The organism is Myxococcaceae bacterium JPH2 (assembly GCA_016458225.1).
Classification (GTDB): Bacteria; Myxococcota; Myxococcia; order Myxococcales; family Myxococcaceae; genus Citreicoccus.
On sequence record JAEMGR010000003.1, the window covers coordinates 381,264 to 408,068 of the forward strand.

Here is a 26,805-nt window from a genome sequence, read left to right on the forward strand (position 1 = left end):
TCCTCAGTAGTTGAAGGAGACCTTGGAAAGGATTCGCCGTTCCTGTGAGCCATTGAAGGGCTGATCCGTATAGACGAGGAAGATGTCGCTCCACTGGCGGTAGTGCCACCCCACCATCGCGTCGAGGAACGTGCCCTTGACGCTGTTGTAGTCCGCCAGCTCGAACACGTTGCCCTTCTGGAAGGTGACGCGCGCGTAGAGGTCCGGGCTGAAGTGGTAGCGGAGCTGCGCGTAGCCGGACCAGCTGTAGCCATCCCCCGACGTGCCGAAGAGCTTGCTGCCCTCGGGCACGTCGAAGTTGCGCGTGTAGAAGCCGCTGAACTTCGCGACGATGTGCGGCCCCAGCTTCAGGTTGAAGGCGCCGTTGAGGCCGCGAATCTGCCCGCCCAGGAAGCGCCCGCCGATGCCCGTCAGCGTGAAGCTCTGCCAGTCATGCGGGAAGAGCGTGAAGCCCGCCGTGGCCAGCCGGTTCCGGAAGCCCTCGTTGTCGTCGTAGATGCCGTCGAAGTAGAGCGCGAAGTTGTGGTGCAGGTAGGGCTGCACGTTGAGCCGCTGGCGGTAGCGCGTGCGCGCGCCCTCGTGGTTGCGCCGCCACAGCGTGTCCCACGTCATGTCCAGCCGAGGCAAGAAGCGCCACTTGGGGAACGGGTTCAGGAACAGGTGCGTGTTCCAGCCCTGCTTGTCCACCACCGGCGTCCAGCCCAGCGGGTTCGCGTAGTTCTTCCCGATGTCCTCGAACTGGATCCAGAACTCCGACAGCGTGTCGAAGCGGTGGAGGCCCACGTGGTAGGCGTCCGCGTCCACGTTGCCCAGCGGGCTCCAGCTGCGCAGGGCCTCGGCCTGGATGAAGAACTCCTCGTAGATGTGGATGTTCGCGTCCATGCCCAACGTGGAGAAGTCCGAGTCGCCGTAGAGGCCGCCCCGCCCGCTGCGGTTGAGCGCCACGAGCGCCAGCATCGAGCGCTTGCCCAGGTCCTGCTGGAGCCGCACCACGCCGGAGTTGACGTTCTCGTACACCTCGGAGCCATCCGGGTTGCGGCCGGAGAGGTCACGGTGCTGCACGTCGAGCAGCGCGAAGTTGAGTCCGCCCAGCTTGCCGGTGAGCTGCAGACCGCCCCAGACGCGGTCATGCGGGCGCAGCGCGATGCGGCGCGAGGTGAACACGTTGATGGGCGCGATGAAGAGGTGCTCGCTCTCCAGGAAGAACTCGCGGCGCTCCGGCAAGAGGGGCTGCTCGGTGTCCAGCAAGAGGAAGCCCTGGTCCGCCTCCGCGTCGCTGAAGTCCGGGTTGGCCGTCAGCTTCATGGACAGCCAGGGCGCCGGATCGATTCGCCCGTCCGCGCCGATGTTTGGACGGAACACGCCGCGCCCATCCTCCGTCTTGAGCGCCACGGTGGCGGCGACGTACGGGGTGACGCTGAACACGCTGCGCGGGTTGATGCCCTGCAGCCCATCCAGGTGGGGATAGCGGCTGACCTTGGCGCTGTTGACGCCGTCGGGCGTCCAGTTGCTCCACTCCTGATTGCGCGACTGCTCGCGGTCCAGGAGCATGCCGAACGTCACCACGTCCTTCTTCGGGAACTGGAAGTTGGCGAAGGGGATGCGCAGCTCGGCGATCCATCCGTCCGAGACGACGGTGGACCGGGACTCCCACTCGCCCTTCCAGTTGGTGGAGAACGCCTCGCCGTCATCCACGATGCGCCCGTCGGTGCGAACACCGAGCGTGTTCGTCCAGAAGTAGTACGCGTTCCGGTGGTCCAGGAACGTGTCGAGGATGATGGTGATGTTGTCTTCCTGGTGGAGGAAGCCCTCGTTCTGCACCGTGTAGCCGGTGATGCGGTCCGGCTGTGAGTCGAGGCAGTGGAAGAGGAAGTAGAGGTTGTCCGCGTCGTAGAGGATGCGGACCTTGGTGTCATCGCGCGCGGGCTTGCCGTAGTCGATGCGGGTCAGGTGCCAGCCAGAAATCTCTGGCGCGGTCTGCCACGCGGGCTCGTCGCCCTTGCCGTCGATGGTGATGTGCTCGGTCGTCTTGGTCGCCTGGACCTGATAGGTCGAGTCGCCGAAGGCCGCGGCGGGCACGAGGAGGGACGCCAGCAGCGCGGCGCCCCGGAGACAGGCCTTGCTCCACGTTTTCATCCGGGCTCCGAAGTAGGAGTGAGGCTGAGCGCGGGTGTGGCGGGAGCGCCGCGAGGCTCCCTCACCCGTGCCACACAGACGAGGGCCAACAGGAAGGCCCCCGAGGACAGAAGGAACGCGGCGGAGATGCCCAGCCGCTGGGCGACGGCGCCGTAGCTGATGGGCGCGAGCACCTGCGCCAGGGCCGCGCCCGAGCCCAGGGCGCCCATGAAGCGGCCCCGCTCGGCGGCGCTGGGCACCTGCTCCACCACCAGCGCGGCCGCGGACGAGCGATGCAAGCCGTCCGGCACCGCCAACAACACCCAGGCGAACAACAGCGTGCTCAATGCCAACCGCGGCGGCATCCAGCCCGCCACGCCCAAGAGCGCGCTCGCCACCACCATGCCGCCCAGGCCCACGGTGATGAGGCCCACGCGCCGAGGCAGCCGGTCCGACAGCCGGCCACCAAAGGGCTGCACGAAGGCGAAGACGAGCCACGAGGCGGCGACCAGCGGCCCCACCGCCTCGCGCGGCGCGCCCAGCTCCACCACGTACAGCGGCATGTACGTGGGGAAGAGGCCCAGCGCGAAGGTGAAGAAGAACTGCCACAGGAACAGGCCCGCCAGATGCGGCTGCGCCCGCACGTACGAGAAGGGCGCCACCAGCCCCTTCAGCGCCAGGCGCCAGCCGGCCTGCAGGGAGGACTCGGGCGGCGGCGTGACGGTCTCTTTCGAGTCGAGCGCCAGCAACACCAGGCTGCTGATGAGGAACAGCCCGCCCGCGAGGAAGAAGGCCCCGCTGATGGACATCCAGCGGACCACCGCGGAGGACGCGAACAGCGACGCGACGAAGAAGAGGTTCGACGTCGAGTCCAGCATCGCGAAGATGGTGGCGCGCTGCCGCGTAGGGGCGAAGTCCGCCACCATGGCGTTGGAGACCGGCGCGGCGCTGCGGGCCAGCAGCATCTTCAGCACCATCACCGCGGCCAGCGGGCGGGCGTCATCGATGAGCGCCACCACCGGCACGAGCAGCGACGTGGCCAGCGACAGCCCCACCACGAAGGGCTTGCGCCCATAGCGGTCCGACAGCGAGCCCAGCATGGGCTGGACGAAGATGGGCAGGAGCGAGCCCGCTGTGTACAGCGTGCCAATCTCCTGGAAGCTCAACCCGCGCGAGCGCAGGTAGAGGCCCATGACCGGGTTGAGCAGACCCGAGGCCAGCATCCCCAACAGGCCCGAGGCGAGCAGCACGCGCAGGTTTCCCAGGCCGCGCGTCAACCCATACATCTCCCGGATGGCCCGGACGCCTTGGCGAATCATGCGCCCTCCTTTCGAGGCGACAGCCCCAGCACCTGCGCGACGGCGTCGGTGAGCGTGGCCACCGGACGCACGTCCAACGCCGTGAAGGGCGCGGGGTCATGGCCACTGCCCGCGGGCACGTACACCGGCACCGGCAGGGACGCGGCGAAGCGCTGGCGCGCGTAGGCATCCGCCACGCCCAGCTTTCCTTGCAGGTATTCGCGAGGCGCCGGGGCCAGCTTCTCGCCGTGCTCATCGAGCGCCACGCCCGTGGCCAGGAAAGGCGTGGGCAGCGGCTGCCCGCAGAGGAGCGCCACCCAGGCCACGAACAGCGGCAGGGAGGCACTGCGACCGTCCAGCGTCACGCCCTTGCCACGCGGCGACACATGCAGGTCCGTCTCGTCCCACGCCAGCGCGTAGTGCCGCCGGCCGAGCGCTCCAAGGTGACGCACGTGCTGCTGCCACGACGACGTGAAGGCATTGTCGCGGGACAGGTCGACCCAGAGTCGGCCCTGGCCCTCTCTCACCGCCACGTCCACCGGAACGGTCCGGAAGAGCGTGCGGCCACCCAGGTCCGCCTGGGTGAAGAGCAACAGCGAAGTGGATGCGGAAGGCACGGCGCGGACCAGGTCGGACGCAAGAGGAAACACAGCCGGGCGGAAGGGACCTGCCCTTCCGCCCGGCCATGGACGACTAGAGCCCCAGCCCGGCCGTCCCGGACGGGACAGCCATGCCGCGACAACAGCGAAGCGGCACCGTGACAACGGCAACGCGGGCACTCACGGATGGACGGTTCATGGAATGTCTCCCGAAAGGTTTCGCGTGACTGGGGTGCCCCGGCTCACCGGTCCGCAAATGCAGACACTCGGGTGCGTTCGAAGGGGAGGAACCCCTCGAGGCTCCGCGTGAGCGAGGCGGGAGGGACTACTCGGCGCGCACCGTGGTGTCGCTCGCCATACCGGTGGAGCAGGTGCACTTGTCGGCAGCCGCGGAGACGCGGACGATCTCAGACTGGATGTACATGGTGTTTTCCTTGAGAGCGGCGCGGACTACTGCGCCACCTGGTCGGTGGAGAGGATGACCATGCCGCTGGAGCAGGTGCACTTGTCGGCGGCGGCGGAGACGCGAACGATCTCGGACTGGATGTACATGGTGTTTTCCTTGAGAGCGGCGCGGACTACTGCGCCACCTGGTCGGTGGAGAGGATGACCATGCCGCTGGAGCAGGTGCACTTGTCGGCGGCGGCGGAGACGCGAACGATCTCGGACTGGATGTACATGGTGTTTTCCTTGAGAGCGGCGCGGACTACTGCGCCACCTGGTCGGTGGAGAGGATGACCATGCCGCTGGAGCAGGTGCACTTGTCGGCGGCGGCGGAGACGCGAACGATCTCGGACTGGATGTACATGGTGTTTTCCTTGAGAGCGGCGCGGACTACTGCGCCACCTGGTCGGTGGAGAGGATGACCATGCCGCTGGAGCAGGTGCACTTGTCGGCGGCGGCGGAGACGCGAACGATCTCGGACTGGATGTACATGGTGTTTTCCTTGAGAGCGGCGCGGACTACTGCGCCACCTGGTCGGTGGAGAGGATGACCATGCCGCTGGAGCAGGTGCACTTGTCGGCGGCGGCGGAGACGCGAACGATCTCGGACTGGATGTACATGGTGTTTTCCTTGAGAGCGGCGCGGACTACTGCGCCACCTGGTCGGTGGAGAGGATGACCATGCCGCTGGAGCAGGTGCACTTGTCGGCGGCGGCGGAGACGCGAACGATCTCGGACTGGATGTACATGGTGTTTTCCTTGAGAGCGGCGCGGACTACTGCGCCACCTGGTCGGTGGAGAGGATGACCATGCCGCTGGAGCAGGTGCACTTGTCGGCGGCGGCGGAAACGCGGGCGATCTCGGACTTGACGTACATGGTGAGTCTCCTGTGTGGAGTTGCGGGTGGGACTACTGAGCCACGTTGATGACGTCGATCTTCACGGTCGCGTTCATGCCGTTGCTGCAGGTGCACTTGTCAGCGGCGGCGGACACGCGGGCGATCTCGGACTTGACGTACATGTTGATTCTCCTGGTTGAGGGTGAATGCCTGTCACGTCGAGACCCCATGTCTCAGGCAACAGGCGGCCATGTGTGTCTTCACACGCAATCAAAGACACACAGTTGTCGGGGCCCCTCTGGGCACGGCGCTGCCGTCCCCCGCGCACGACGCGGGGCCCCACGATGGAAAAGTCTCCGCCCCGGTCAGGTCCTCAGGGGGCGGGATGGGGCTCGCACAGCCCCAGCTCCTGGAACTGCTCGACGGTCCTCCGCACGTCCGCGCGGATGTCCGCCTCCTGGCCCGCGGCGTTCAGGCTGCTCGCAAGCGTTTGCACCGCGGCATCCAGTGAGACGCCGCTCTGGCACAGCCCGAAGATGCGGGCCGCCGTCTCGTTGACGCGGAAGACCTCGCCACCTTCGGTATCCATCAAGAAATAGGCATCATCTTGTTGCTGCACGATGACGCCGGGCGCCGCGGGAGGCAGGTTCAAACGAAATCCCCCTCATGTGGGCGGCTGTCTCGATGTGCCCAATTACCGCTGAGACCCGATAAACCGCGCCTTGATGTGATTTCATTTTTAAAACCATTCCATCACAAGTGTCAACACGCTGAACACTTTTCAAAATCGCTGTACGCAATGAGTTTCAAGACAGAGCCATGCGACAAAACGTGTCTGGTCGTGGCGCGGTGCGCGAGCGGATGTGCGGTGGTGGGCGGATCCAGGCGGACTTCGTTCGCACCGCGCGGCAGGTGATGCGATGGTGCGTTCCGTGACCCGTTCCGACGCCCAGAGCCCCTCCGCCCGAGTGAGAACCGAGGACGCGGAGGCCTACCGACTCTTCGACGCCATGCCCCTGGGCGTGGCGGTCCTGAGGGACTGCCAGGTCGTCTACGTCAATGCGTCATTGCTCGACCTCTTGGGTCGAGACCAGGGCGAAGTGGTGGGGTGTCCAGCACTCTCGTTCTTGAGCAGACCCGACGCGTCGGACGTCCGGAAGTGGCACGGGTCCGGAGCGACGAAAAGGCCCCTGGAAGCGTGGCTGCGCACCCCTCGCGGCGAGGTGCGGGTGGAGCTGTCCGCCGTGGAGCACGGCGACGCGTGGCTCGTGCACGTGCGCGACATCACCGCGCGTGCCCGCCGGCGCGAGCTGCTGGAGCAGTTGGCGGAGCTGGGCGCGGAGCTGCCCACGCGACGAGACGAGGCCCAGGTGCTGGGGCGCATGTTCGAGGGACTGGAGGCCATGTCCCTGGCGTTCGCGTGGGTCGTCCCGGGACAGGAGGGCCCGCTGCTGGAGCGCGGCTTCGCGCCGGGGAGTCCCGAGCCGCTGTCCGCCCGGCGGGGCACGTGGACTCCTGGGCTCGAGCAGGCGTGGAGCGAGGGCTGCGCCTACGTGGAGGACGCCACGCGGGAGGCAGCGCGGTTCCTCGGCGCGGATGCGGAGGCGCTCCGCGCGGCGCCGCTCCCCGGCGTGATAGCGCGCGTGGATCTGGAGGGTGCCCCCCGGGCGCTGCTGGCCGTGGCGGCGATGGGGCTGCGTGAGGAGGACCGCGCGCCGGTGCGGCGCTTCGCCACGCAGGTCTCCGCCGCGCTCGATGCGGCGCTCACCATCACGCGTCTCAGCGCGCGCAATACGGCCTTGGCGGCGCTCAACCGGCTGGCCTCGGCGGCGGCGTCCGCGCCCCATCCGCGCGCGTTCTTCGGGCCCGGCACGGCGGAGATCGCCGGCCTTTTGGGCTGCGACGCGGTGACGCTGCTCATGCCGGAAGAAGGGCGGCTGGAGGCCCCCGAGTATCTGGAACTCATCCACGCGTATGGCTTCGCGCGGGAGGTGGTGGCTCGGCATCCGCGCACGCCGGTGGCGGGCACGGTGAACGGCGTGGTGTTCCTCTCCGGTGAGGCGCGGGTGGTGGACACGGAGGACTGCCCTCCGCCCACGCGCGAGGCGTTGATTCAGCAAGGCTTCCAGACGTTGGCGGCGGTGCCCGTGCGCGTGCGCTCGCGAGTGGTGGGCACCTTGGGCGTGCTCTTCCGCGTTCGTCGGCGGCTCACCGCGCTGGAGCTGGAGACGCTCCAGGCCATGGGCAGTCACTTCGCGGCGGCGCTGGAGTCACACCGGCTGCTGGAAGAGGTGCGCGGGCGCGCGGAGGACCTGGCGCTCATGCACGAGGTGGGCAAGGCCCTGGCCGCCACGCTGGAGCCCGCCGCATTGCTGTCCACGGGCGTCACCAGCCTGGCGCGCATCGTGGACACGCCAGACGCCTACGTGATGCTGCCGGACGCCAGCGGCGAGCGGCTCATCGTCCGCGCGGCGACGGGCGGACATCCGGCCATGGTGGGCCAGTCCATCCCCGTGGAGCCGCCGCCGCACTCCTTCACCGCGGAGGTGTTCCGCACGCGGCAGCCGCTGCGCGTGGAGGATGCGCGGGAGGACCGGCGCGGACACGAGGAGCTGCTGCGCATCTCCGAGGGGTTGGCTTTCCTCGTGCTGCCGCTGGCCGTGCACGAGCGCATGGTGGGCGTGGCCATGGTGGTGGAGACGCGGCGGACGCGGCGCTTCACCGCCGCGGAGGTCGAGCGGGCCGGAGCCATCGCCAGCCAGTTGTCGCTCGCGCTCGAGGGCGCGCGACTGGTGGAGGACTTGAAGAAGAGCTACGCGGAGCTGGCGCGGGCGCAAGCGCAGCTCGTGCACCGCGAGCGACTGGCCGCGCTGGGCGAGCTGTCCGCGGTCGTGGCCCATGAAGTTCGCAATCCCCTGGGCGCCATCTTCAACTCGGTGGCGACCATCCGGCGCATCGTCGGACCGGAGAGCCCCGCCTCGCCGCTGGTGGACATCGTGGGAGAAGAGGCGGACCGCCTCAATCGCATCGTCGCGGACCTGCTCACCTTCGCGCGGCCCCCCTCGCCCCATCCGTATCCCGTGTCGGTGTCGCAGCTGCTGGAGGAGTCGGTGCGCGGTGCGCTCTCGGACCAGGGCGCGCCTCGCGACCTCGCGGTGCGCGTGGAGTGGAACGTGGCGACCGACGTTCCGCCCGTGACGGTGGATGAGCGGCTGATGCGTCAGGCGTTCCTCAACCTGGCCCTCAATGCCGTGCAGGCCATGCCCCACGGCGGGACGCTGAGCGTGTCCGCGAGCCGCGCGTTCCTGGACCGAGACGGCGTGCAGGTGGACTTCACCGACACGGGCGGCGGCATCCCCGTGGATGTGCGCCCGCGCATCTTCGAGCCCTTCTTCACCACCAAGGCGCAGGGCACGGGCCTGGGCCTCGCGGTGGTCAAACGCATCGTCGAGTCACACCTGGGGCAGCTCTCGCTCGTGTCGACTGGCGCCGACGGCACGACCTTCAGGCTCTTCCTGCCGGTGGACGCGCCCGCGCCCGGATAAGCCTTACGCGCGGAAGAGCCAGCCGAGCAGCCACACCCCGCCGAAGCCCAGCGCGCAGGCGGCGGCGAACAGCGCGACCCAATGCCAGACAGGCCGCGCGCGGAATGGCTCGGCGGGAGTGGGCGCATCCTCGCCCGAGATGGCGCGGACGAGCGCGAGGCGTTGAGCCACCTCCACCGCGGACGACTCCAACGTCTGGGAGATGTCCACGCCGAAGCCCACCTGGGTCTCTCGCGGGCCCGGCGTGACACGAGGCCGCATAGAAGCGCTCGCGGTGCGCGCGATGGCCCCGAGAATCTGTGAGGCCGCCAGGGCCTCGGTCGCATCGCCCACGGAACCGTGCGTGTCGCCTCCGGCCCCATGGGCCCCGGAAGCAATGGGTGCGTCGCTGCCGGGTCCGCGCATCGGCGGATGACCGTGCGCATCGCCCGAGGCTCCGCTCCTGGCCGGAGCACCCTGCGCGTCGACTCCACCGCCGCGCATGGCCGAAGCATCGCGGCCAGCGCCGCTCGTTCCGGGCAGACGTGGCGCCACCGCGGTCTGCGTCACCTCCGCGTCATCGTCCGAGGCGAGGCGGGCCTTCGCGGCGGACCGGGCGGACTCGTCCGCGGGGGCCAGGAACTCCTCGGGAGCCTCCAGGCCCGAGTGCTCGAACGCGAGCGCCGTGGGCGGCGCGTGCACGGCGGGGAACTCCTGCTGCGTGCGCGATTGCGTCGAGTCCTCGCGCAACAACTCCGCGAGCACCTTCGTCTCCAATTGCTTCTCACGCGGGAACGCGTCACCCATCAGCCGAGCCAGGTCCGCGTCCCCGATGCCCGGGGCGAGCTTCGCCTTCAGCTCGCCCAGCGCCGCGCCCATGGCCGCCGCGTCGGGAAAGCGCTCGGAGGGCTCGGCGGCCAGCGCGCGCAGCAGGAACACGTCCACGCTGCGCGGCAGCCCCGGCCGATAGCGCCCCGCCGATTCCCACTGCGGATAGGCCGCGCGGCGCCAGCGCTCCGCGGGGTCTCCGCGCTGCGGCAGCGGCTTCCACGCGAACAGCTCCCAGAGCAGCGCGCCCGCGGCATAGACATCCGCGCGACGGTCCACGAAGCGCTTTCGCGCCTGCTCGGGCGCCATGTACGTGAGATTGCCAATCACCACGCGCGGAGAGGTCTGCTGCTCCTTCAGCGTGGACTGCGCCGCGCCGAAGTCGATGATCTTCACCTCGCCCGCATAACTCAGACAGACATTGGCGGGAGACAGGTCCCGGTGCACCAGGTGCAACGGATGGCCTGTCTCATCCAGCGCGTCGTGCGCATACGCCAATCCCTCGCACAATCGCTGGCCCAGGTGCAGCAGCGCGCCCAGCGGCATCATCCGCCCGCGCTGACGCAGGCGATACGCCAGCCGGCTGAGCGTCTTGCCCTGCACGTACTCCATGGCGAGGTAGAGCTGCCCCTCGGCCTCGCCCATGGCGTACACCCGGGCGATGTTGGGATGCGCCAGCCGCACCACCACGCGCGCTTCGTCGCGGAAGCGCCCCACGAACTGCCGGTTCGCCACCAAGCCCGGCAGGACCTTCTTCACCACGACGGCCCGGCCCAACGCCTCCTCGCGCGCGAGGAAGACCTCCCCCATCCCCCCGGCGCCAATGCGGCGCACGAGGGTGTAGGGGCCGAAGCGGACGGGCCCCGTCAGGGGCTCTGGCTCAACGGGCCTCGCCAAGCGCGCGGAACGCCTTGCGGGCCGCGGCGAGGACGTGCGCCACCTCCGGCTCGCCGATGGCCAGTGACACGAACGCCGCCTCGAACTGGCTGGGCGGCAGGTACACTCCCTCGTTGAGCATCGCGTGGAAGAAGCGCCCGAAGCGGGCCGTGTCTGCCTTCTTCGCGGACGCGTAGTCGAACACCGGCTCGCCCGTGAAGAAGACGGTCAGCATGCTGCCCACGCGGTTCACGGTGACGGGCACGCCCGCCGCCTTCGCCTCGGCCACGAAGCCCTCCTCCAGCGCCCGGCTCACCTGCTCCAGCCGCGCGTAGATGCCCGGCGCCGCCAGCGCCTTCACGCACGCCATGCCCGCGGCCACCGCCACCGGGTTCCCGGACAGCGTGCCGGACTGGTACACCGGCCCCTCGGGCGCCACCTTCGACATGATGTCGCGCCGGCCGCCGTACGCGCCCAGCGGCATGCCGCCGCCCACCACCTTGGCCATCGTGGTCAGGTCCGGCGACAGGCCATACAGCTCCTGCGCGCCGCCGCGCGCCAGCCGGAAGCCCGTCATCACCTCATCCAGCACCAGCAGCACGCCGTGCTTGCGGCAGAGCGCCTGGAGCCCCTGGAGGTAGCCCGGCTTGGGAATCAGCACGCCCATGTTGCCCACCACCGGCTCGATGATGGCGCAGGCAATCTCACTCCCCTTCTCCGCGAAGAGGCGCTCCACCGCGTCCAGGTCGTTGAACGGCGCGGTGAGCGTCAGCTTCGCCAGCGCCGAGGGCACGCCCGGCGAGTCCGGCAGGCCCAGCGTCTCCACGCCGCTGCCCGCCTTCACCAGGAACGGGTCACCCGCGCCGTGGAAGCAGCCCTCGAACTTGAGGATGTAGTCCCGGCCCGTGAAGCCGCGCGCCACGCGGATGGCCGCCACGGTGGCCTCGGTGCCGCTGGAGACCAGCCGCACCTTCTCCACCGCGGGCATGGTGGCGCAGAGCAGCTCGGCGAACTCCACCTCGTCCGGGTGGGGTGCGCCATACGAGGTGCCCCGCTTGGCCGCCGCGATGAGGGCCTCCACGATGGGCGGGTAGGCATGGCCGAGGATGAGCGGCCCCCAGCTCCCCACCAGGTCGACGTAGCGGTTGCCGTCCACGTCCGTGAGCCACGCGCCCGCGCCCTCCCGGAAGAAGACGGGGTCACCTCCCACGCCACGGAAGGCGCGCACCGGTGAGTTCACGCCACCCGGAATGCGCACCTGCGCGCGGGTGAACAAGGCCTGGCTCTGAGCGTGGTTCATGGCGCGTTCCATAACACGCGAGCGGCCTCCACCTCGCGTCCGCTCCTTCCGCCAGCATGCCCGCTGCTTCTCACCGGCGCAGGCCCAGGTGATGGACCAGGGCCAACGGAGCGCCGAGTCACGCAAGCTTTACACGGTTTAGGACAGACGCGAGCGCCGGGCCCGGCCAGTGTCCGCTCGCCCGGGAGTCCGCCGCCGCGCCAGCGCTGTTTCAGTCGCCTGGAGGGCCGGGCATGGGTAATACCGGCGCATGCGAATCCTGCACACCATGCTCCGCGTCGGCGACCTCGAGAAGTCGCTGGATTTCTATACCCGTGTCATCGGGATGAAGCTCCTGCGCCGCGAGGAGTTCCCCGACGGCAAGTTCACCCTGGCGTTCGTGGGCTTCGGCCCCGAGTCCACCCACCCCGCGCTGGAGCTGACCTACAACTGGGGCACCTCCCGCTACGAGCTGGGCACCGCGTATGGCCATGTGGCCCTGGGCGTCAGTGACATCCATGCCACGGTCAAAGCCATCCGAGACGCGGGGGGCAAGGTGGTGCGCGAGCCGGGGCCCATGAAACATGGCACCACCGTCATCGCCTTCGTGGAGGACCCGGACGGCTACCGGGTGGAACTCATCCAGCAAGGCGCCTGAGACCCAAGGCGGGCAGGCGGGCGGGAATCGTCACGAAGTCACCCGCCTTCCGCTCGCCGCGCTGCCCGAGCGGGTGTAGAGAGGCCGGCGTCATGGTGGAGAGCCCCCAGAGCCAGAACGCGTTGTCCATCGAAGAGCTCCACGAGGCCTGGCCGGTGCTGTCTCCCGACGAGCGCATCGAGGGCTTCCGACTGCTGCCCCCCGCGGTGGCGGACGACTTCTTCCTCGACCTGTCTGCCCGGGACCAGGCGGACCTCATCCTCAGCCTGCCGCCGGGCGAGCGCCGCACCTGGGTGCGCTTGCTGCCGCCGGACGACCTGGCGGACCTGGTGCAGGCCGTGGAGCCCGAGCAGGCGGAGGCCATCCTCTCGCAGCTCGACGACATGAGCCGCCGCGAGGTGAACGTCCTCCTGGCCTACGCCGAGGATGACGCCGGTGGCTTGATGAACCCGCGCTTCGCCCGGGTCCGTCCGGAGATGTCCATCGACGAGGCCATCGGCTATCTGCGCAAGCAGGCGCGCGAGAAGGTGGAGACGGTCTATTACGCCTACGCGCTCGACGCCGAGCAGCACGTGGTGGGCGTGTTGTCCTTGCGCCAGCTCTTCCAGGCCGCCCCGGACAAGAAGGTGGCGGACGTCATGCAGCGCGACGTGCGCGTGGTGGCGGAGAACACCGACCAGGAAGCGGTGAGCCGGCTCATCACCGAGCACGGCTTGATGGCGCTCCCGGTGGTGGACGAGCACAACCGGATGAAGGGCATCGTCACGGTGGATGACATCGTCGACGTGGTCCAGGAAGAGGCCACCGAGGACATCCAGAAGGTCGGAGGCATGGAGGCGCTCGACGCGCCCTACTTCGAGGTGGGCTTCTTCGCCATGCTGCGCAAGCGCGCCGGCTGGCTGATGGTGCTCTTCCTCGGCGAGATGCTCACCGCCACGGCGATGGGCTACTTCGAGCACGAGATTGCCCGCGCCGTGGTGCTGAGCTTGTTCATTCCGCTCATCATCAGCTCGGGCGGCAACTCGGGCAGCCAGGCCACCACGCTCATCATCCGCTCGCTGGCGCTGTCGGAGATGCGCTTGAAGGACTGGTGGCGCGTGGCGCGGCGCGAGCTGGGCACGGGCCTGGCGCTGGGCACCATCCTGGGCCTCGTCGGCCTCACGCGCGTCATGGTGTGGCAGACGCTGTTCAACAGCTACGGCCAGCACGCGCTGCTCGTGGCGCTCACCGTGGGCGCCTCGCTGGTGGGCGTGGTGATGTTCGGCACGCTGTCCGGCTCCATGCTGCCGTTCATCCTGCGCCGCGTGGGCTTCGACCCCGCGAGCGCGTCCGCGCCCTTCGTGGCCACGCTGGTGGACGTCACCGGCCTCATCATCTACTTCACCGTCGCGAGCCTCATCCTCCGCGGCACCTTGTTGTAGCGGCGCGCCCATCCGCCTCGGGCGCGAAAGGCAATCATGATTCGCACCACCCGGCGGCGCACCCTCACCCTGGCCTCCTCCGAATCCCCTGGCCGCGCCGCGCACGTCTCCGCGGCCAGCGGGCTGGTGCGCGTGGGGAACTGGCTGCACGTGGTGGCGGATGACTCGCTGTGCCTCGCGGTCTTCCCGCTGCACGGGGACGCGCCGGGCCAGCTCGAGCGGCTGTTCCCGGGCGAGCTGCCGGAGGCGCCCGGCCCTCGCAAGGCGGCCAAGCCGGACCTGGAGGCGCTGTGCGCGCTGGGGCCGCTCGCCTTCGCGCCGCATGGGGCGCTGCTCGCGCTGCCCTCGGGCTCCACGCCTCGGCGGCGGCGCGGGGCGGTGATACCCCTGGCGGCGGATGGCTCGCTCGCGGGTGAGCCCAGGACGGTGGACTGCACCGCGCTCTACGCGCAGTTGGAGCGAGAGTTCGGCGTGCTCAACATCGAGGGCGCGGCGCTCGCGGGGCCCCGACTGCGGCTGTTGAACCGGGGCAATGGCGAAGGCGGCGTGGACGCGCTGGTGGACCTGGACGCGGAGCGGCTCCACCGCGCGGTGGAGACGGGCGCGCTGGGCCCCGAGGTGGTGCGCACCACGCGCCGCTGGGAGCTGGGCCACGCGGGGGGCGTGCGGCTGTCCTTCACGGACGCCTCGCCGCTGCCGGATGGGCGCATGGTGTTCACCGCCGCGGCCGAGGACTCGCGCGACGCGGTGGCGGATGGAAAGGTGACGGGCTCCGCGGTGGGCCTGCTCGCGCCGGATGGGACGCCGCTGTTCCTGGACGGCGTGGACGTGCCCGTGAAGCTGGAGGGCGTGGACGCGCGCATCGAGGGGGGCCGCATCCACCTGCTGCTGGTGGCGGACGCGGATGACCCGACGGTGGCCGCGCCGCTCCTGGAGGCCGTGCTGCCCGTGCCCGCGTGAGGCACGGGGAAGCGCATCAGGGGCCGCGCTTGATCGGCAGCGGCCCGAACGACTGCACCACCGGCATCACCGACAGCACGTTGACGTTGACGTGCGCGGGGCGCGTGGCCACCCAGTGCACCGCGTCCGCGATGTCCTCGGGCGTCAGCGGCTGCGTGTTGGCGTAGGGCGCGGCGGCGCGCGCGGCGTCGCCCTCGAAGCGCACCTGGGAGAACTCGGTGCCGCCCACCAGCCCCGGCTCGATGTCGGTGACGCGCACCGCGGTGCCATGCAGGTCCGCGCGCAGGTTGAGGCTGAACTGGCGCACGAAGGCCTTGGTGCCGCCGTACACATTGCCGCCCGGATAGGGGAACTCGGAGGCGATGGAGCCCATGTTGACGATGTGGCCCCGGTTGCGCGCCACCATGCCGCCCAGGACCGCGTGCGTGCAGTACAGGAGCCCCTTCACGTTGGTGTCCACCATCACGTCCCAGTTCTCCGGACGCGCGGCCTGCGCGGGCTCCAATCCCAGCGCGAGCCCGGCGTTGTTCACCAGGACATCCACCTCGGCGAAGTCCGCCGGCAGCGATTGCACGGCGCGCTCCACCGCCTCGCGGTCGCGCACGTCCATCGTCACGGGCAGCACCTGCGGGCCCAGCTCCGCGCGCAGTGCTTCCAGGCGGTCCGTGCGGCGGCCCGTGGCGATGACGCGAGCCCCGTCCTTCACGAAGCGCCGGACAATGGCCAGACCAAAGCCCGCGGTGGCACCCGTTACCAAGACAATCATGTGTCACTCCTCATCGTGCTGATCTAATCGCCGTGCTCGCGAGACGCTTCCTCAGCGGAGCCACCCATGGCCTCCAGCGAGGTGCGCGCGACCTTGGAGCGATCAAAGGCGGCTTCCTTCCCCAGACCGTCCGGCGTGGTGTTGGCGAGCCGCCGCCGCGCCCGGGCGATGGAGTCCTGCACCATGGCCGGGTCGGGATGCGTCTTCAGCGTCTCCACCCACAGCTCGATGGCCTTCTCGTACTCGTTGGAGTCCGCGCGCAGCTTGCCCATCTCATACAGGGCATAGGGCGCCAGCTCGGAGTCCGGGAAGCGGCTGCGCAGGTCCGCGAACGTGCGCGACGCCTCCTGGCGCTTGCCCTCCACCATGGACAGCGCCTGCGCCTCCAGGAAGAGCGCGTCGTCCACGAAGGCGCTCGCGGCGAAGCGCTCCGTCAGCTTGCGCGCCTCCAGCTCGCACTGCGGATAGTCCTGCAGCTCGAAGTAGAGCTTGGCCACCTGGTACTGCAGCTCCGCGCCCTGGGGTGGGTTGCGCTGGAGCGCGGCGGTGAGTTGATCAATGGCACCGCGCAGGTCGCGGTAGTGCGCGCGCAAGAGCTCGGCCAGGATGATGCGGGCCTCGAGCGCCTCGGGAGACTCCGGGCACTGCTGCACCAGCTCCTTGTAGACGCCCACCGCCTCCTTCACCTTGCGCTGCTCCAGCCAGTACACGTCGGCGGCGCCCTTGAGCGCGCGGGCGCGCAGCACCAGGGCCTCCGGCGAGTCGTCGCGGCGGAGCATGTCGAAGGCCTTGCGGTACTCCACCAGGGCCTCGTCCGGTCGCTTCTCGAAGACGGCGTCGTGGGCGCGCTGCATGTGGTCCACCGGCTTCTCCCGGCAACCCGTGGCGGCCAGGAGCCAGACACTCAGCAGGGGGACCAGTCGCCTCACTCGCAAGCCTCCGGGACGATTCGTACGCAGCGCGTCTCCTCGCAGCGCACACACTCGCGCTGCGGAGACACGTCCGACACGCACAGCGAGACGCGCGAGGTGCGGGGACAGTCCTCGGAAGTGACGCAGCGGTAGACACCTCCGTCGGAACGGTCGATGTCTATCGGCGTGGAGCCGCAGACCTCCAGGTCATTGCATCCCAAGAGTCCGCTCACACACACGACCGCGAGCGCTCCGAAACCAGCCCGTCTCACGTCGGCGGTTCTAGCCGGATTCAGTGGCGCCGTCACGGAACCATGTGGCTGCCTGCCTGCTTCACCCACAGGGCGCTACAGGCTCGCGAAGTGTCCCGAATCAGGGACTCACAGCGCGTGGCGGCACTCTCCCAGGAAGCGCGTGAGTTCGTCATGGAACCACTTGGGGGCATCCAACATGAGCCAATGGCTCGCGTGCGGCGCCAGCGAGCGCACCAGCTCGGGGCGCTGGGCCACGAGGGTGTCGGGCGTGGACGTGGCGGCCAGCGCGTGGGTGGGCCCCGTGAAGCTCGCGAAGGCCTCGCCCGGGTCATGGTGGAAGAGGGACTCGAGGTTGCCCGCGATGGCTTCGCGGCGTGACGTGCGCATGGCGCCCAACACGCGCGTGCGCGTGGAGTCCTTCGCGTTCACCAACAAGGGCAGCAGCCACTGCTCACGGAACGCGCTGAAGTGCTCGACGGTGAAGTGACCGAGGAAGGCCGCGACCTCGTCGGCGGGCGTGGCGCGGAAGTCTCCCACCGCGTCGACGTAGAGCAGGCCCGCGAGCCGCTCGGGGTAGTAGGCCGCGAAGGCACCGGCCACCGCGCCCCCGAAGCCGTGCCCCACGAGGACGAACTTCATGGGGAGCTGCGCGTCCGCGAAGGCGGCGATGTCCTCGACCGCAGCCTCGATGCCGAAGGGGCCGTGGCCTCCCGCGCTCTCGCCCAGGCCGCGCAGGTCGAGCGCGGCGGTGCGCGTCTCCATCCCGTGCTGCGCCTCGGCCCAGTGCGTGCGGTCCGCGGCGAGGTCATGCACGAAGAGGACGGGGATGCCGCCCTCACCCTCCACGGTCGCCACCAGGCGTCCCGCGGGTCCCTGGACGGTCACCGTCGACGGCGCTTTGTGTTTCATGGGCTCGGCTCCTGGCCCCCCCGACTTCCGCGCCCGTGGGCGCTGGGCCTTGCCGTGCAGTCTGCCCTACTTCGCGAGCCCACACCTCGCGCCCGCCGTGTCGCACCCCGTCAGAGGCCCGGTGTTCCGTCTGACTCCGAGCCGAGGAGCGCCGCGAGGAACAGCGCATACGTCAACTCGGCGACAGCGCGGCGCTCGCGTCGCGCCTGGGTGCGCAGGGCCTTGGGCAAGGAGCACGGCCGCCCGCGCTCGCCGTCGCGCAGCTGCACGTAGCCGCGCTCGGAGTAGCCCACCACCTGCCACCCTTGGGTGACCAGCGCCTGGCTGAGGTCATCCGTGAGCTGGTGATGCACCGCCCGAGCAAGCGGCGCGGGCCGGAAGCGCGCGTGGGCCCAGCCCCCCTCTTCCTCGCGCCAGCCGCGCGCGCGCAGGTAGTGGACCTTGCGCGCGAGCGACAACCCTCCGACATGGCGCTCCAGCTTCATGCGACTCCGTGCGGGCGGCTCCCGGGGTACTCCCCGGTTACTCCCCGGTTACTCCCCGGTTACTCCAAGGAAAGCTTCTGCCCGGCGGCCTGCTTGCGCACGGACTGGATGATGGCGGTGTCGAGCGTATCCGCTCCCGCGCTCGCGGGGCGCACCGCCTTCTGCTCGGCGAGGTACTTCTCGCGCTCGCCCTTCAGTTTCACGATGCGGTCCTGAATGGCCTCGCGCTCCTTCGCCTTCGTGGCCACCACGGCCTTGCGCTCCTCCACCGACTTGCCCTGAAGCTCCGCGGGCAGCTCCTCCTCCTTGAGCGTGTCGAGCTTCACCGCGCCCGACTTGGCGCCATCCACCAGGTCCCAGCTCGAATTGTCATACAGGCGGCTGGCCTTGGACACGGCGCGCGTGGCGGCGACGCTGGGGCTGGGCGCCGCGTTGGTGTCCTGCGCCACCTGACGCGCCTTGCCCGCGCTGCCTCCGGAGCCGTAGCCCAGGTACGTCTGGTTCAGCTCGCCGCTCAGCCGCGCCAGCTCCGCGTCCTGGGGCGTGGTGACCTGCGCCACGGCGCGGTTCTGGTCGATGTTGAGCGCCTGTCCTTGCGCGAGGGCCGCGGCGGCCGTCCACCCGTCACGCGCGCCCACCTCCGAGCCACCGCAGTGCACGGTGTTCACGATGATGCCGTGCTCCTTCGCGTTGGCGATGGCGGTGGCGAACGCGACCGGCCCTTGATTGAACGGCTCGTTGCCCGCGATGTAGATGAGCTTCAGGTCGTCGTGGGACTTGCTCCACGCGAGCTGCGTGGTGGCCTTCTGGATGACCATCCCGCAGTACTCGTCTCCGCCGTTGGTGCGCAGCGCGAAGAGCTTCTCGGAGACGCTGTCCAGGTCCGTGGTGAAGGGCAGGATTTGACGCATGTAGCCCGCCTCGGCGGCCAGGTCGCTCTTGCCGTACTCATAGAGGGCGATCTCCAGCCGGGCGAGCTGCTCTCCGCGCCGCGCCTTCTGGAAGGTGTTCACCACGGTCCACATCTGCCGGCGCGCCTGGTCGATGAGTCCGTCCATGCTCCCGCTCGTGTCCAGCAGCAGGGCGATCTGCACGCGGGGCGCGGACGTCGCCTGGTCCACCACGGCGGGCGGGGGCTTCACAGGCGTCCCCGCGAGCGCGACGTGAGGAAGAGCGAACAGGCCGAGGCCAAGGACGAAGGGCTTGAACATGGGGATTCTCCCGCGCGAGTGCGCGAGCGGCGCGGAAGGGTGATGCGCCGCCGGATTCCCCTGATACGAACCGGGTCGGCAAAAGGTTTATCCGTGCCAGGATGACGGCCCGTCCATGTCCTCCCTCGCCGCGCCGACGCCCCCTCCCCTCTTCCTCTTCGCGGACAGCGCCCTGCTCTTCTGGCGCGTGGAGGGCCGTCCCTTCCTCGACTGCCTGCGCGTGCTCACCGGCGCCGAGCTGCGCGTCCCGCCCGTCCGCGCCGCGTACCTCGGCGCCTCCAATGGGGACGTGCCCGCCTTCTACGAGGTCTTCACCGCGGCCATGGAAGGCATCGGCATCACCCACTGCCGCGCCATCCCCGCGAGCCCCACGCCGCAAGACCTGGAGTGGCTGGCCCACGCGGACATCGTCCTGCTCGCGGGGGGCGACCCGCGCGTGGGCTGGGAGGCGTTTCGCGCCCACGGCGTGGACGCGCTGCTGCAGGAGCGTCATCGCGCCGGCGCGGTGCTGATGGGCGTCTCCGCGGGGGCCATGCAGTTGGGTCAGGGCCTCTGGGGCGAGCCCCTCCCCATGGAAGACGAGCCGCTCCCCACGCTGGGACTGGCGCCCTTCCTGGTGGGCGTCCATGAGGCGCCGGAGTGGCCGGGCTTGCGGCGCGCGCTCCAGCAGGCTGGCTACCCGCACCGCGCCCTGGGCATCCCCCTGGGTGGAGGACTCCTGGTCCACGCGGATGGGAGCATCGAGCCCATCCGCCATCCGGTCATCGACCTGGGACTCGACCCCGAGGGCCGACTCCATGAGTCCCTGCTGTTGCCTCCCGTCAATTCCTACCAGGGAGAGCGGCCCGCACCCGCCGAGGCCCCCAAGCTGCTGCAATGACTCACGTGGCCCGTGACACAACGGGCACAATGTCAAACATGGGACAGCGTCAATCCAGACCCCGGGTCTGCATTGACGAGTCTATTTTTTAAAGACTCAACGTTTCATCCGTCTCTTTTGACGGCCGGCCCCCTGCCCGTTCCCCTCGACGGTCCGGCCAAGAGAGCCGCGTCACCATGAAACGCCTCGGAAAGAACGCTGCTCGGGTCACCAGTATCGCGGTCCGCCCCACCACGGCGCATGCCCTCACCTCAGCGGCCGCTTCGAGTGGCAACGCCTCTTCGCTCGCCACGCGCGCGGCCGCGAGCAGAAGACAACGGACAGCTCGCCCGGCCCGGAAGACGGTGGCCACGCCCGTGGCGAACACCACGACCGCGGCATCCAACACGGCGGCGGCCCGTCACCCCACGGGCGCGGCGGCAGCAGCGGCGGCGACCCCCACCGACATGAGCGCGGCGGGCGCTGGGCGCGGCAACGACAACAGCCCCCTGCCCGCCTTCGCGGGCATCGCGGTGCCGAACCACGCCTACCCGCCCGCGGGTGCCCCCTACTTCGCGGGTAGCTACGTGCCGGTGTTCATCGCGGGACGCCCGTACTTCCCCCTCAGCAACCAGCTCTCGGTGCCGGGCATGACAGCCGTCAGCACCGCCAGTTCGAGCGGCGCCGTCGGGTCTTCCTCGGGTGGAGCCGCGGCGGGTCAGGCCATCCTCGGCGCCACCTTGCGCAGCGCGGGCATCACGCCCACCGCCGTCACTCCCGCGGTCCGAAAGACGGCCGCGGGACTCCTCAGCGGCTCTCGTGGCGCGAGCGCCGGGACCGCGCTCACCCGCCGCGCCTCGCTCCCAGGCGGATTCTCGCCAGCCCGGGAGATCCACACGGACCGAGACACGAGCAATCACAGCCTCTTCACGGCCCTCCGCCGAAAGGCCAGCGCCCTGCCCGAGGTGCTCTACCAGGGACCCTCTGCATCGGACGTCACGTCCGAGTCGCCCCGTTGGCGCATCCCGCTCCGCCAGGCCACGCTCCACGCGCTCGGCGTGCTCCAGGGCCTGGATTCCTATTCGCGAAGCGCCTGGGGCGACGGGGCCCAGGCCACCTTGATTGCCCACGCCATCCGGGACGAGGCTGCCGCCCTCGACGATGCACTCCCGCCAGGGATCCCCATCGCGGACGTCCCCCTCCCGGAGCTGCTGCGCCTTCTCGCGGCTGAACTCAACAGCCCGACCCCCGACGTGGACAGGCTGCTCACATGGGCCAACACCGCGTGCTTCGAGGCGCGGCGGATCGCGGCGGAGGCCCCGCTCTTCGCCGTCGACGAGGCCGGCGTCCAGGACTACCGCCTCATCCTGCGCATGCTGGACGAGGCGAGGAAGAGCTCCCTCGCGAGCGTCAAACAGAACTACTGCCGAGAGCTGGCGGCACGAGTCCTCCCTCGCTGCGAGACGGACATCTCGTTCCTCCAGGGCATCTCGATGTTGGCGGGATATCTCGACCTCCCCGCCGGGCTCAGATTCCCCTTCACCCCACGGACCTCCCTCCTCCTTCCCCTCGAGCATCAATCGAAGGTGAGCAAGACGCGGACCCTGGTCCTCAAGCACATCGTGCTCCAGACGGGAGGTCGCTACGCGGGCGTCCGGCAGCAGTACTACGAGGGCCGCGACAAGGACGACAACTTCTCCGGCCTGCTCATCATCAACTCGATGGGGACGAACTCGGACGGAGCCAACCGCGACGTCGTCTTGAAAGCCAAACAGGTCGCGACCGGTGCCTTGGCGAATATCGACCCCCGGGGCGTCGGCTACACCGCCTCACAGGCGGCGGCGCCCCGGCAGCGCGAACTCCTCGAGAACTATCCGGAGGACACCGTCGTCGTCAGCACCGGCCACAGCCTGGGCGCGTCCGTCGCGGTGGAGCTGTTCCACCTCCTCCACCTGCAGGGCTTCGTGAACTCCTATCTGGCGGGCTTCAACGGGGGCGCCATCAACCACGACGTCCCCGAGGAGGTGCTGCGCGCCGCTCGCACGAACGCCCGGTTCGTGCAGAACCAGGGGGATCCGGTTCCCTACGGTGGCAGGCACCTGCTCCCCGGCGTGGAGAAGATCCACACCGCCCAGACCGTGGGCACCATCGCGCGCGGCACACCGCATCCGATCATCCCCAACCTCCCCGACGTCATCAACCACGGCATCCCCAACGAGGTCGCGCAGGTCATGTTCGGCGTCCCAGGGACGGCCTCGCTCCAGCTCCACAACGAGCTGGTGCGCGGCTGGCGGCGAAACTTCTTCATGGTGCTGCGCAACTACTTCTCCTGGCTGCCGGACAAGGCGCTCACCACGGTACTGAAGCCTGACCCCATCGAGGCGGGCAAGACCGAGGACACCTTCATCGAGGACCACGCCGACGACGACGCGGACGGCGACGCGCCCGCGAAGAAGCGCTGAGCCCTCGCGCTCGCGTCAGAGATTGAAGCCCACGTTGCCCACCGAGATGCTGGGTCCGAAGATGAAGGACCAGCGGCTGGAGGGCACCACGCGGTCGGTGCTGGGGTCGCCATTGGTGCGGCGCGTGATGTCGCCTCGGAACTCGCGCGCCACCCACGCCTGCACGCCCACGGACGCGCCGGGGCCAATGGGCACGCGCAAGCCCAGGCCCGTCACCGCGGCCAGCGTGGGCGGGAACTGGATGTCTCCGGACTGCGGCACCAGCCCCAATCCCATCAAGCCCAGCTCCAATCCCACCAGCCGCTCCTGCCCCTCGTTGTTGAGGAAGACGAGCCGCGACAGCACGCCGAAGTTGAGCGTGAGCTGGCCGCTCGGAGACGTCGCGCGGTAGAGGCCCGCGGGGATGGTGGCCATGGTGTACAGGCGCATGAGGCCGCCCTCGATGGTGGCGGTCCACTGCGCGGACGGCAGGCCCGTGCGGTCCGAGGCGCTGAGCGCATAGCGCGACTCGTCCGCCACGTGGGAGACCTGCACGAGGATGCGGTCGTACTGCCCCAGCGCCCCTTGGATGGGAATGGAGCGAGGCTCACCGCGAGGACGCAGGACCATCCGCTGCTCCACGTGGCTCTCGGTCCGCGCCGAGCCGTCCGGCTTGGTGACGTCGACGCGCAGGACAATCTCCTGGATGCCGCGCTCGGGCGTCACGCGCTCGCGGTGCACGACGACGCGGCAGGTGTTGCGCAGCTCGAAGGAGATGCGGTGCGGCCAGCTGGGCGCGAGCACCTTCTCCTGGCCCTGCTTGTCCGCGCAGACGAACTCCACCAACTGCTCCACGGGCGTGGGCACGCTGGCCTCGCGCACCGCGCGCTGCACGCGCTCGCTGACCACCACCAGGTCCGCGGTGGCCAGCTCCGCCGGCAGCGAAGGCAGCCGATATCCGAAGCGCAGGGACACGAAGCCGCTCGCGGTGGGCTCGCCCTGGAGCAGCGTCGTCGAGTCGCGCACCGTGACGGTGTAGACGCCGCTGACTGGACGCGGCACGAAGCGCCCCACCGCGCCCGTGTTGGAGGACACCTTCACCTCCGCGGGGCGATTGGTCGGGATGAAGTCGATGGTGCCCTCGCCCGGCAGCTCCAGCGTGGCGCGCGCATCCGGCAGCGGCTCCGTCTTCGCCGTCTCCGAGGCCACCACGGTCCGGTCGAGCCGTGAGCTGGTCGCGGTGATGGTGACCTGCGGCTCCGAGGTGCCGCTCGTGCGCACCAGCACGTAGACGCCATCCGAGCCCTTCGCCACGCGCTCCACGCGGGCGCGCTCGCCGTTGACCGACCAGAAGAGGGTGCGCGGGTCGTGCGCGCATGAAGCATCGAGCCGCAGCACCAGCGCCGGACTCTCCGCGTCGCGCAGCACCGTGCCCTCCACGGCCGTGAGTCCACAGGCGAGCACGGGGAGGGACTCGGTGACCACCTGCTCCAGCGCATCGCCGCGCGCGAACAGGATGCGCGGTGCGAGCCGCAGGCGCAGCGTCACGTTCGCATCCTCGCCCGGGACGTTGCGCACGCTCACCGCGCCGTCATTCACCTCGCAGCGCGCCAGCCCGCAGTCCACCGAGGCGAGCGCCTCCGAGTGGCTCACCGCCACCGAGCCCGGGCCCTTGGACAGGTCGATGCCGCTCGACTGCACGAGCGGGCGCGTGAGCACCACCCGCCCCGGTCGCAGCCGGAAGACCTGCGGATCCACCACGTTCCCCGCGGCGTCGTAGGTGATGACCTCCGCGCCTCGGCGTCCATGCGGAGGAATCCACGTCAGCACCGCGTCCGTGGGCAGGCCCGGCGTGACGGGCACCACGCACTCACCGGGCCGCACCCCGGAGTCGGGCGGAAGACAGACATCCTGGCCCTCCATCACCCCGTGCGCGCCGGACTCTCCGCGCGGCGTGCCGGACCAGGCCAGGCCCAGGTCCTTGAGGTTCGCGCCTTTCAGCTCCACGCGTCCGTCATCGGGAAAGAACGTGGAGGTGGCTGCGTCGATGCGCGGCAGCGGTCCCGTGGCAATCACAGTCACGGAGTCCTGCGCGGTGGCGCACGCAGCCGCGTCGTCGGCCACCTTCAACTCCAGGCTGCGCGCGCCATCCTCCACCTTCGCGGGCGGTCGCACGCCGTGCCCATCCGGCGTCAGTGCCCAGCCCCCGCGAACAGGACCGCAGACGACACCCTTCGCGGAGACCTCGACGGCACGTCCACCCTCGGGCACCTGAATCACGGGAGCGGCGGCGGCGAGCCCGGCGAACAACAGCCACCCGACGCAGAGAGCACGCACGAAAACCATGCCCTCACTAACGACGAACGGACGCGCCTCGGTCAAGCGCCGCGCACTGCACCGCTGAGCACAGCGTGTTTCACCCGCAGACGCGCGCGCTCGGGGGCCTCAAGGGTTTCCCGTCTCACACAATCCCAGGCCCATCAGCTCGGAGGGTGCGTCCTTGCCCTCGCCCGCAGCGCAGAACGGGCGCACCGCCTCGCGCGCCTCGGCGTCGCGGCCCTGGGCGAGCAGCGCGCGCGCCAGCACCTCATGCAGCTTCAAGGGCAGGCGAGCGCCCGCGAAGAAGTGCTCCAGGACCTCGCGCTCGGCCAGGGCCACGCGAATCTCGCGCTCCGCCCCCGACGCGTCCCCTGCGTCCAGCATCACCGCCGCCTGGAAAAGGTGCGCGCGTGGATCCCTCGGGTAACGGGCCACCAATCCCGGCGCCACCGCGGGCAGGTCATCCGCGGGCGTGGGCATGGACTCCGCGGGGATGAGCGCGTTCTCCAGCCGCGCGAGCGTGTGCACGCGCGCCACCTGCGGCCCGGTCGCCACCAGCGCCACGCACACCAACGCGCCCAACGCACCCACCCACCGCGTCCCCGGCGGCACCGCGTCTTGCTTGCGCCACACCCGCGTGAGCACGAAGCCCACCAAGCCTCCGACCAGCGCTCCGCCCAGGTGCGCCGCGAAGTCCACGTGGTCGCTCGTGCGCGTGGTGGCCAGGGGAATCAGCGAGGGCACCAGGAAGCGCAGCGCGCCCATCTGAAGCTGCACGCGGAGGGGGCCCGCTGGAGCCCGCTGACTGAGCACCAGCACGGCCGCGAGCAAGCCCATGATGGCGCCCGACGCGCCCACCGACACCACGCCCACGGGGTTCACCGCCAAGGACAGCAACCCGCCGCCCACGCCGCCCAGCACGAACACGAGCGCCAGCCAGGCGCGGCCGATCTGCTTCTCCAGCATCCACGCGGAGAACCCCAGACCGATGCCATTGAGCAGCAGGTGGAAGACATCCGCGTGCAGCAGCGGCGCCGTCAAGAGCCGCCACCACTGGCCTTGTTCCCACACGGAGGTCCAGTCCAAGCCCCCCAGGCCCCACAGCGTCTGGACGCTCGGCCCGAGCAGGCCCACGCCCTCTCCCGCGAGGGGAAAGAGGTGCTCCGCGCCGAACACCGCCACGAGGGCCGCGAGCAGCGCCACGGTGAGCACGGGACGTCGCTCGGGAGGCGGCGCCACGACCTCCGGCGTGGACTCCACGCGCGGAGATACCAACAACTTGCGCAGGTAGCTGGGGCGCGGCGCGGAGCGAGGCCAGCCCTCGTTGTGCCAGACGTCACACGCGAACGTGTCGACATACGAGGCGCTCACGCGAGCGCGTGAGAAGAAGCCCGTGCGGTAGCCCTGGAGGCGCTCGCGGTCCGCGGTGGAAGGCGGCTCCTTGCCCACCTCGATGAGATGAAGTCCCAGCGGCAGCTTCGCGCCGTTCACGCGGCCCGTGTACTTGAGGCAGTCGTTCGCCACGCGCGCCACGACCTCCGGCGACACGGTGAAGCGCCGCGACGGATCCCGCTCGCGATCCATGATGCAGACGATGCAGCAGCTCATGCCATCCGAGTACGTGAGCACCGCGTCCGATGCCGTCACCAGCGCCTGGGCCTCGGGCACCGTGCCCGGGTGGTAGCCCTTGTCGGTGAACAGCTTGCGCGTGAGATAGACGGCGAACGACTCCGTCGTCGGGGGCGCGGCGTCTCCGGAGGGCGTGGAGGCTTCGGGGACGGACAAGGCGGGCTCCCAGGGCGGAATCCCCG

At 69.9% G+C, this 26,805-nt stretch carries 19 protein-coding genes; 6 read left to right on the forward strand and 13 right to left on the reverse strand.

The window, feature by feature from the left end; all coding sequences use genetic code 11:
* Positions 1 to 3: 3 nt before the first annotated feature.
* The 4 genes from JGU66_06305 to JGU66_06320 all read right to left on the reverse strand — a co-directional run bounded on the left by JGU66_06305 (position 4) and on the right by JGU66_06320 (position 5,945).
* Positions 4 to 2,136: a carbohydrate binding family 9 domain-containing protein gene (locus JGU66_06305; protein MBJ6760368.1), complete on the reverse strand. Its 2,133-nt coding sequence runs from the start codon at positions 2,134 to 2,136 to the stop codon at positions 4 to 6.
* A complete protein-coding gene (locus JGU66_06310; GenBank protein ID MBJ6760369.1) occupies positions 2,133 to 3,434 on the reverse strand; it encodes an MFS transporter in 1,302 nt (433 codons plus the stop codon). Before JGU66_06310 ends, JGU66_06305 begins: the two co-directional genes overlap by 4 nt.
* Positions 3,431 to 4,030 carry a hypothetical protein gene (locus JGU66_06315; GenBank protein ID MBJ6760370.1) on the reverse strand — a complete coding sequence of 200 codons (600 nt, stop codon included), beginning with the start codon at positions 4,028 to 4,030 and terminating at the stop codon, positions 3,431 to 3,433. Before JGU66_06315 ends, JGU66_06310 begins: the two co-directional genes overlap by 4 nt.
* A 1,636-nt stretch (positions 4,031 to 5,666) precedes the next feature.
* Positions 5,667 to 5,945: a PqqD family protein gene (locus tag JGU66_06320; protein ID MBJ6760371.1), complete on the reverse strand. Its 279-nt coding sequence runs from the start codon at positions 5,943 to 5,945 to the stop codon at positions 5,667 to 5,669.
* A 358-nt stretch (positions 5,946 to 6,303) separates the two neighbouring features.
* Between JGU66_06320 and JGU66_06325 the strand changes: the two genes are divergently transcribed.
* Positions 6,304 to 8,838, forward strand: coding sequence for a GAF domain-containing protein (locus JGU66_06325; protein MBJ6760372.1), 2,535 nt, complete (start codon positions 6,304 to 6,306; stop codon positions 8,836 to 8,838).
* Positions 8,839 to 8,841: 3 nt separating this feature from the next.
* On the opposite strand, the gene JGU66_06330 is transcribed toward JGU66_06325, so the two are convergent.
* Together JGU66_06330 and hemL are read right to left on the reverse strand one after the other, a co-directional pair.
* Positions 8,842 to 10,542 (reverse strand): serine/threonine protein kinase, encoded by a 1,701-nt coding sequence (locus tag JGU66_06330; protein ID MBJ6760373.1) that lies wholly within the window; start codon positions 10,540 to 10,542, stop codon positions 8,842 to 8,844.
* Positions 10,526 to 11,821 carry a glutamate-1-semialdehyde 2,1-aminomutase gene (gene hemL, locus JGU66_06335; GenBank protein MBJ6760374.1) on the reverse strand — a complete coding sequence of 432 codons (1,296 nt, stop codon included), beginning with the start codon at positions 11,819 to 11,821 and terminating at the stop codon, positions 10,526 to 10,528. The genes JGU66_06330 and hemL overlap by 17 nt, the downstream gene beginning before the upstream one ends.
* A gap of 250 nt (positions 11,822 to 12,071) precedes the next feature.
* On the opposite strand from hemL, the gene gloA reads away from it, so the two are divergent.
* From gloA to JGU66_06350, 3 genes are all read left to right on the forward strand, one after another.
* Positions 12,072 to 12,458, forward strand: coding sequence for a lactoylglutathione lyase (gene gloA / locus JGU66_06340; protein MBJ6760375.1), 387 nt, complete (start codon positions 12,072 to 12,074; stop codon positions 12,456 to 12,458).
* 92 nt (positions 12,459 to 12,550) lie between these two features.
* Entirely contained in the window at positions 12,551 to 13,879 is a 1,329-nt protein-coding gene (mgtE, locus tag JGU66_06345; GenBank protein MBJ6760376.1) for a magnesium transporter, read from the forward strand.
* A gap of 36 nt (positions 13,880 to 13,915) precedes the next feature.
* Entirely contained in the window at positions 13,916 to 14,839 is a 924-nt protein-coding gene (locus JGU66_06350) for a hypothetical protein (GenBank protein MBJ6760377.1), read from the forward strand.
* Between the two features lie 16 nt (positions 14,840 to 14,855).
* On the opposite strand, the gene JGU66_06355 is transcribed toward JGU66_06350, so the two are convergent.
* The 5 genes from JGU66_06355 to JGU66_06375 all read right to left on the reverse strand — a co-directional run bounded on the left by JGU66_06355 (position 14,856) and on the right by JGU66_06375 (position 19,375).
* Complete coding sequence (locus tag JGU66_06355; GenBank protein ID MBJ6760378.1) at positions 14,856 to 15,605, reverse strand: SDR family NAD(P)-dependent oxidoreductase; 750 nt, start codon at positions 15,603 to 15,605, stop codon at positions 14,856 to 14,858.
* Between the two features lie 23 nt (positions 15,606 to 15,628).
* Positions 15,629 to 16,459 (reverse strand): tetratricopeptide repeat protein, encoded by an 831-nt coding sequence (locus tag JGU66_06360; protein MBJ6760379.1) that lies wholly within the window; start codon positions 16,457 to 16,459, stop codon positions 15,629 to 15,631.
* A gap of 437 nt (positions 16,460 to 16,896) precedes the next feature.
* Positions 16,897 to 17,679: an alpha/beta hydrolase gene (locus JGU66_06365; GenBank protein MBJ6760380.1), complete on the reverse strand. Its 783-nt coding sequence runs from the start codon at positions 17,677 to 17,679 to the stop codon at positions 16,897 to 16,899.
* 110 nt (positions 17,680 to 17,789) lie between these two features.
* The gene (locus tag JGU66_06370) at positions 17,790 to 18,164 is read right to left on the reverse strand and encodes a hypothetical protein (GenBank protein ID MBJ6760381.1); all 375 of its coding nucleotides are present in this window, start codon (positions 18,162 to 18,164) and stop codon (positions 17,790 to 17,792) included.
* Between the two features lie 59 nt (positions 18,165 to 18,223).
* Positions 18,224 to 19,375 (reverse strand): VWA domain-containing protein, encoded by a 1,152-nt coding sequence (locus JGU66_06375; GenBank protein MBJ6760382.1) that lies wholly within the window; start codon positions 19,373 to 19,375, stop codon positions 18,224 to 18,226.
* Positions 19,376 to 19,490: 115 nt separating this feature from the next.
* On the opposite strand from JGU66_06375, the gene JGU66_06380 reads away from it, so the two are divergent.
* Together JGU66_06380 and JGU66_06385 are read left to right on the forward strand one after the other, a co-directional pair.
* Positions 19,491 to 20,255, forward strand: coding sequence for a Type 1 glutamine amidotransferase-like domain-containing protein (locus JGU66_06380; protein ID MBJ6760383.1), 765 nt, complete (start codon positions 19,491 to 19,493; stop codon positions 20,253 to 20,255).
* Between the two features lie 176 nt (positions 20,256 to 20,431).
* Positions 20,432 to 22,696, forward strand: a complete 2,265-nt coding sequence (locus JGU66_06385) for a hypothetical protein (GenBank protein ID MBJ6760384.1) — start codon at positions 20,432 to 20,434, stop codon at positions 22,694 to 22,696.
* Between the two features lie 15 nt (positions 22,697 to 22,711).
* On the opposite strand, the gene JGU66_06390 is transcribed toward JGU66_06385, so the two are convergent.
* Both JGU66_06390 and JGU66_06395 read right to left on the reverse strand, forming a co-directional pair.
* Positions 22,712 to 25,021 (reverse strand): hypothetical protein, encoded by a 2,310-nt coding sequence (locus JGU66_06390; GenBank protein MBJ6760385.1) that lies wholly within the window; start codon positions 25,019 to 25,021, stop codon positions 22,712 to 22,714.
* A 99-nt stretch (positions 25,022 to 25,120) separates the two neighbouring features.
* On the reverse strand, positions 25,121 to 26,779 hold the full coding sequence (locus JGU66_06395; protein ID MBJ6760386.1) for a rhomboid family intramembrane serine protease: 1,659 nt from the start codon (positions 26,777 to 26,779) through the stop codon (positions 25,121 to 25,123).
* Positions 26,780 to 26,805 lie beyond the last annotated feature (26 nt).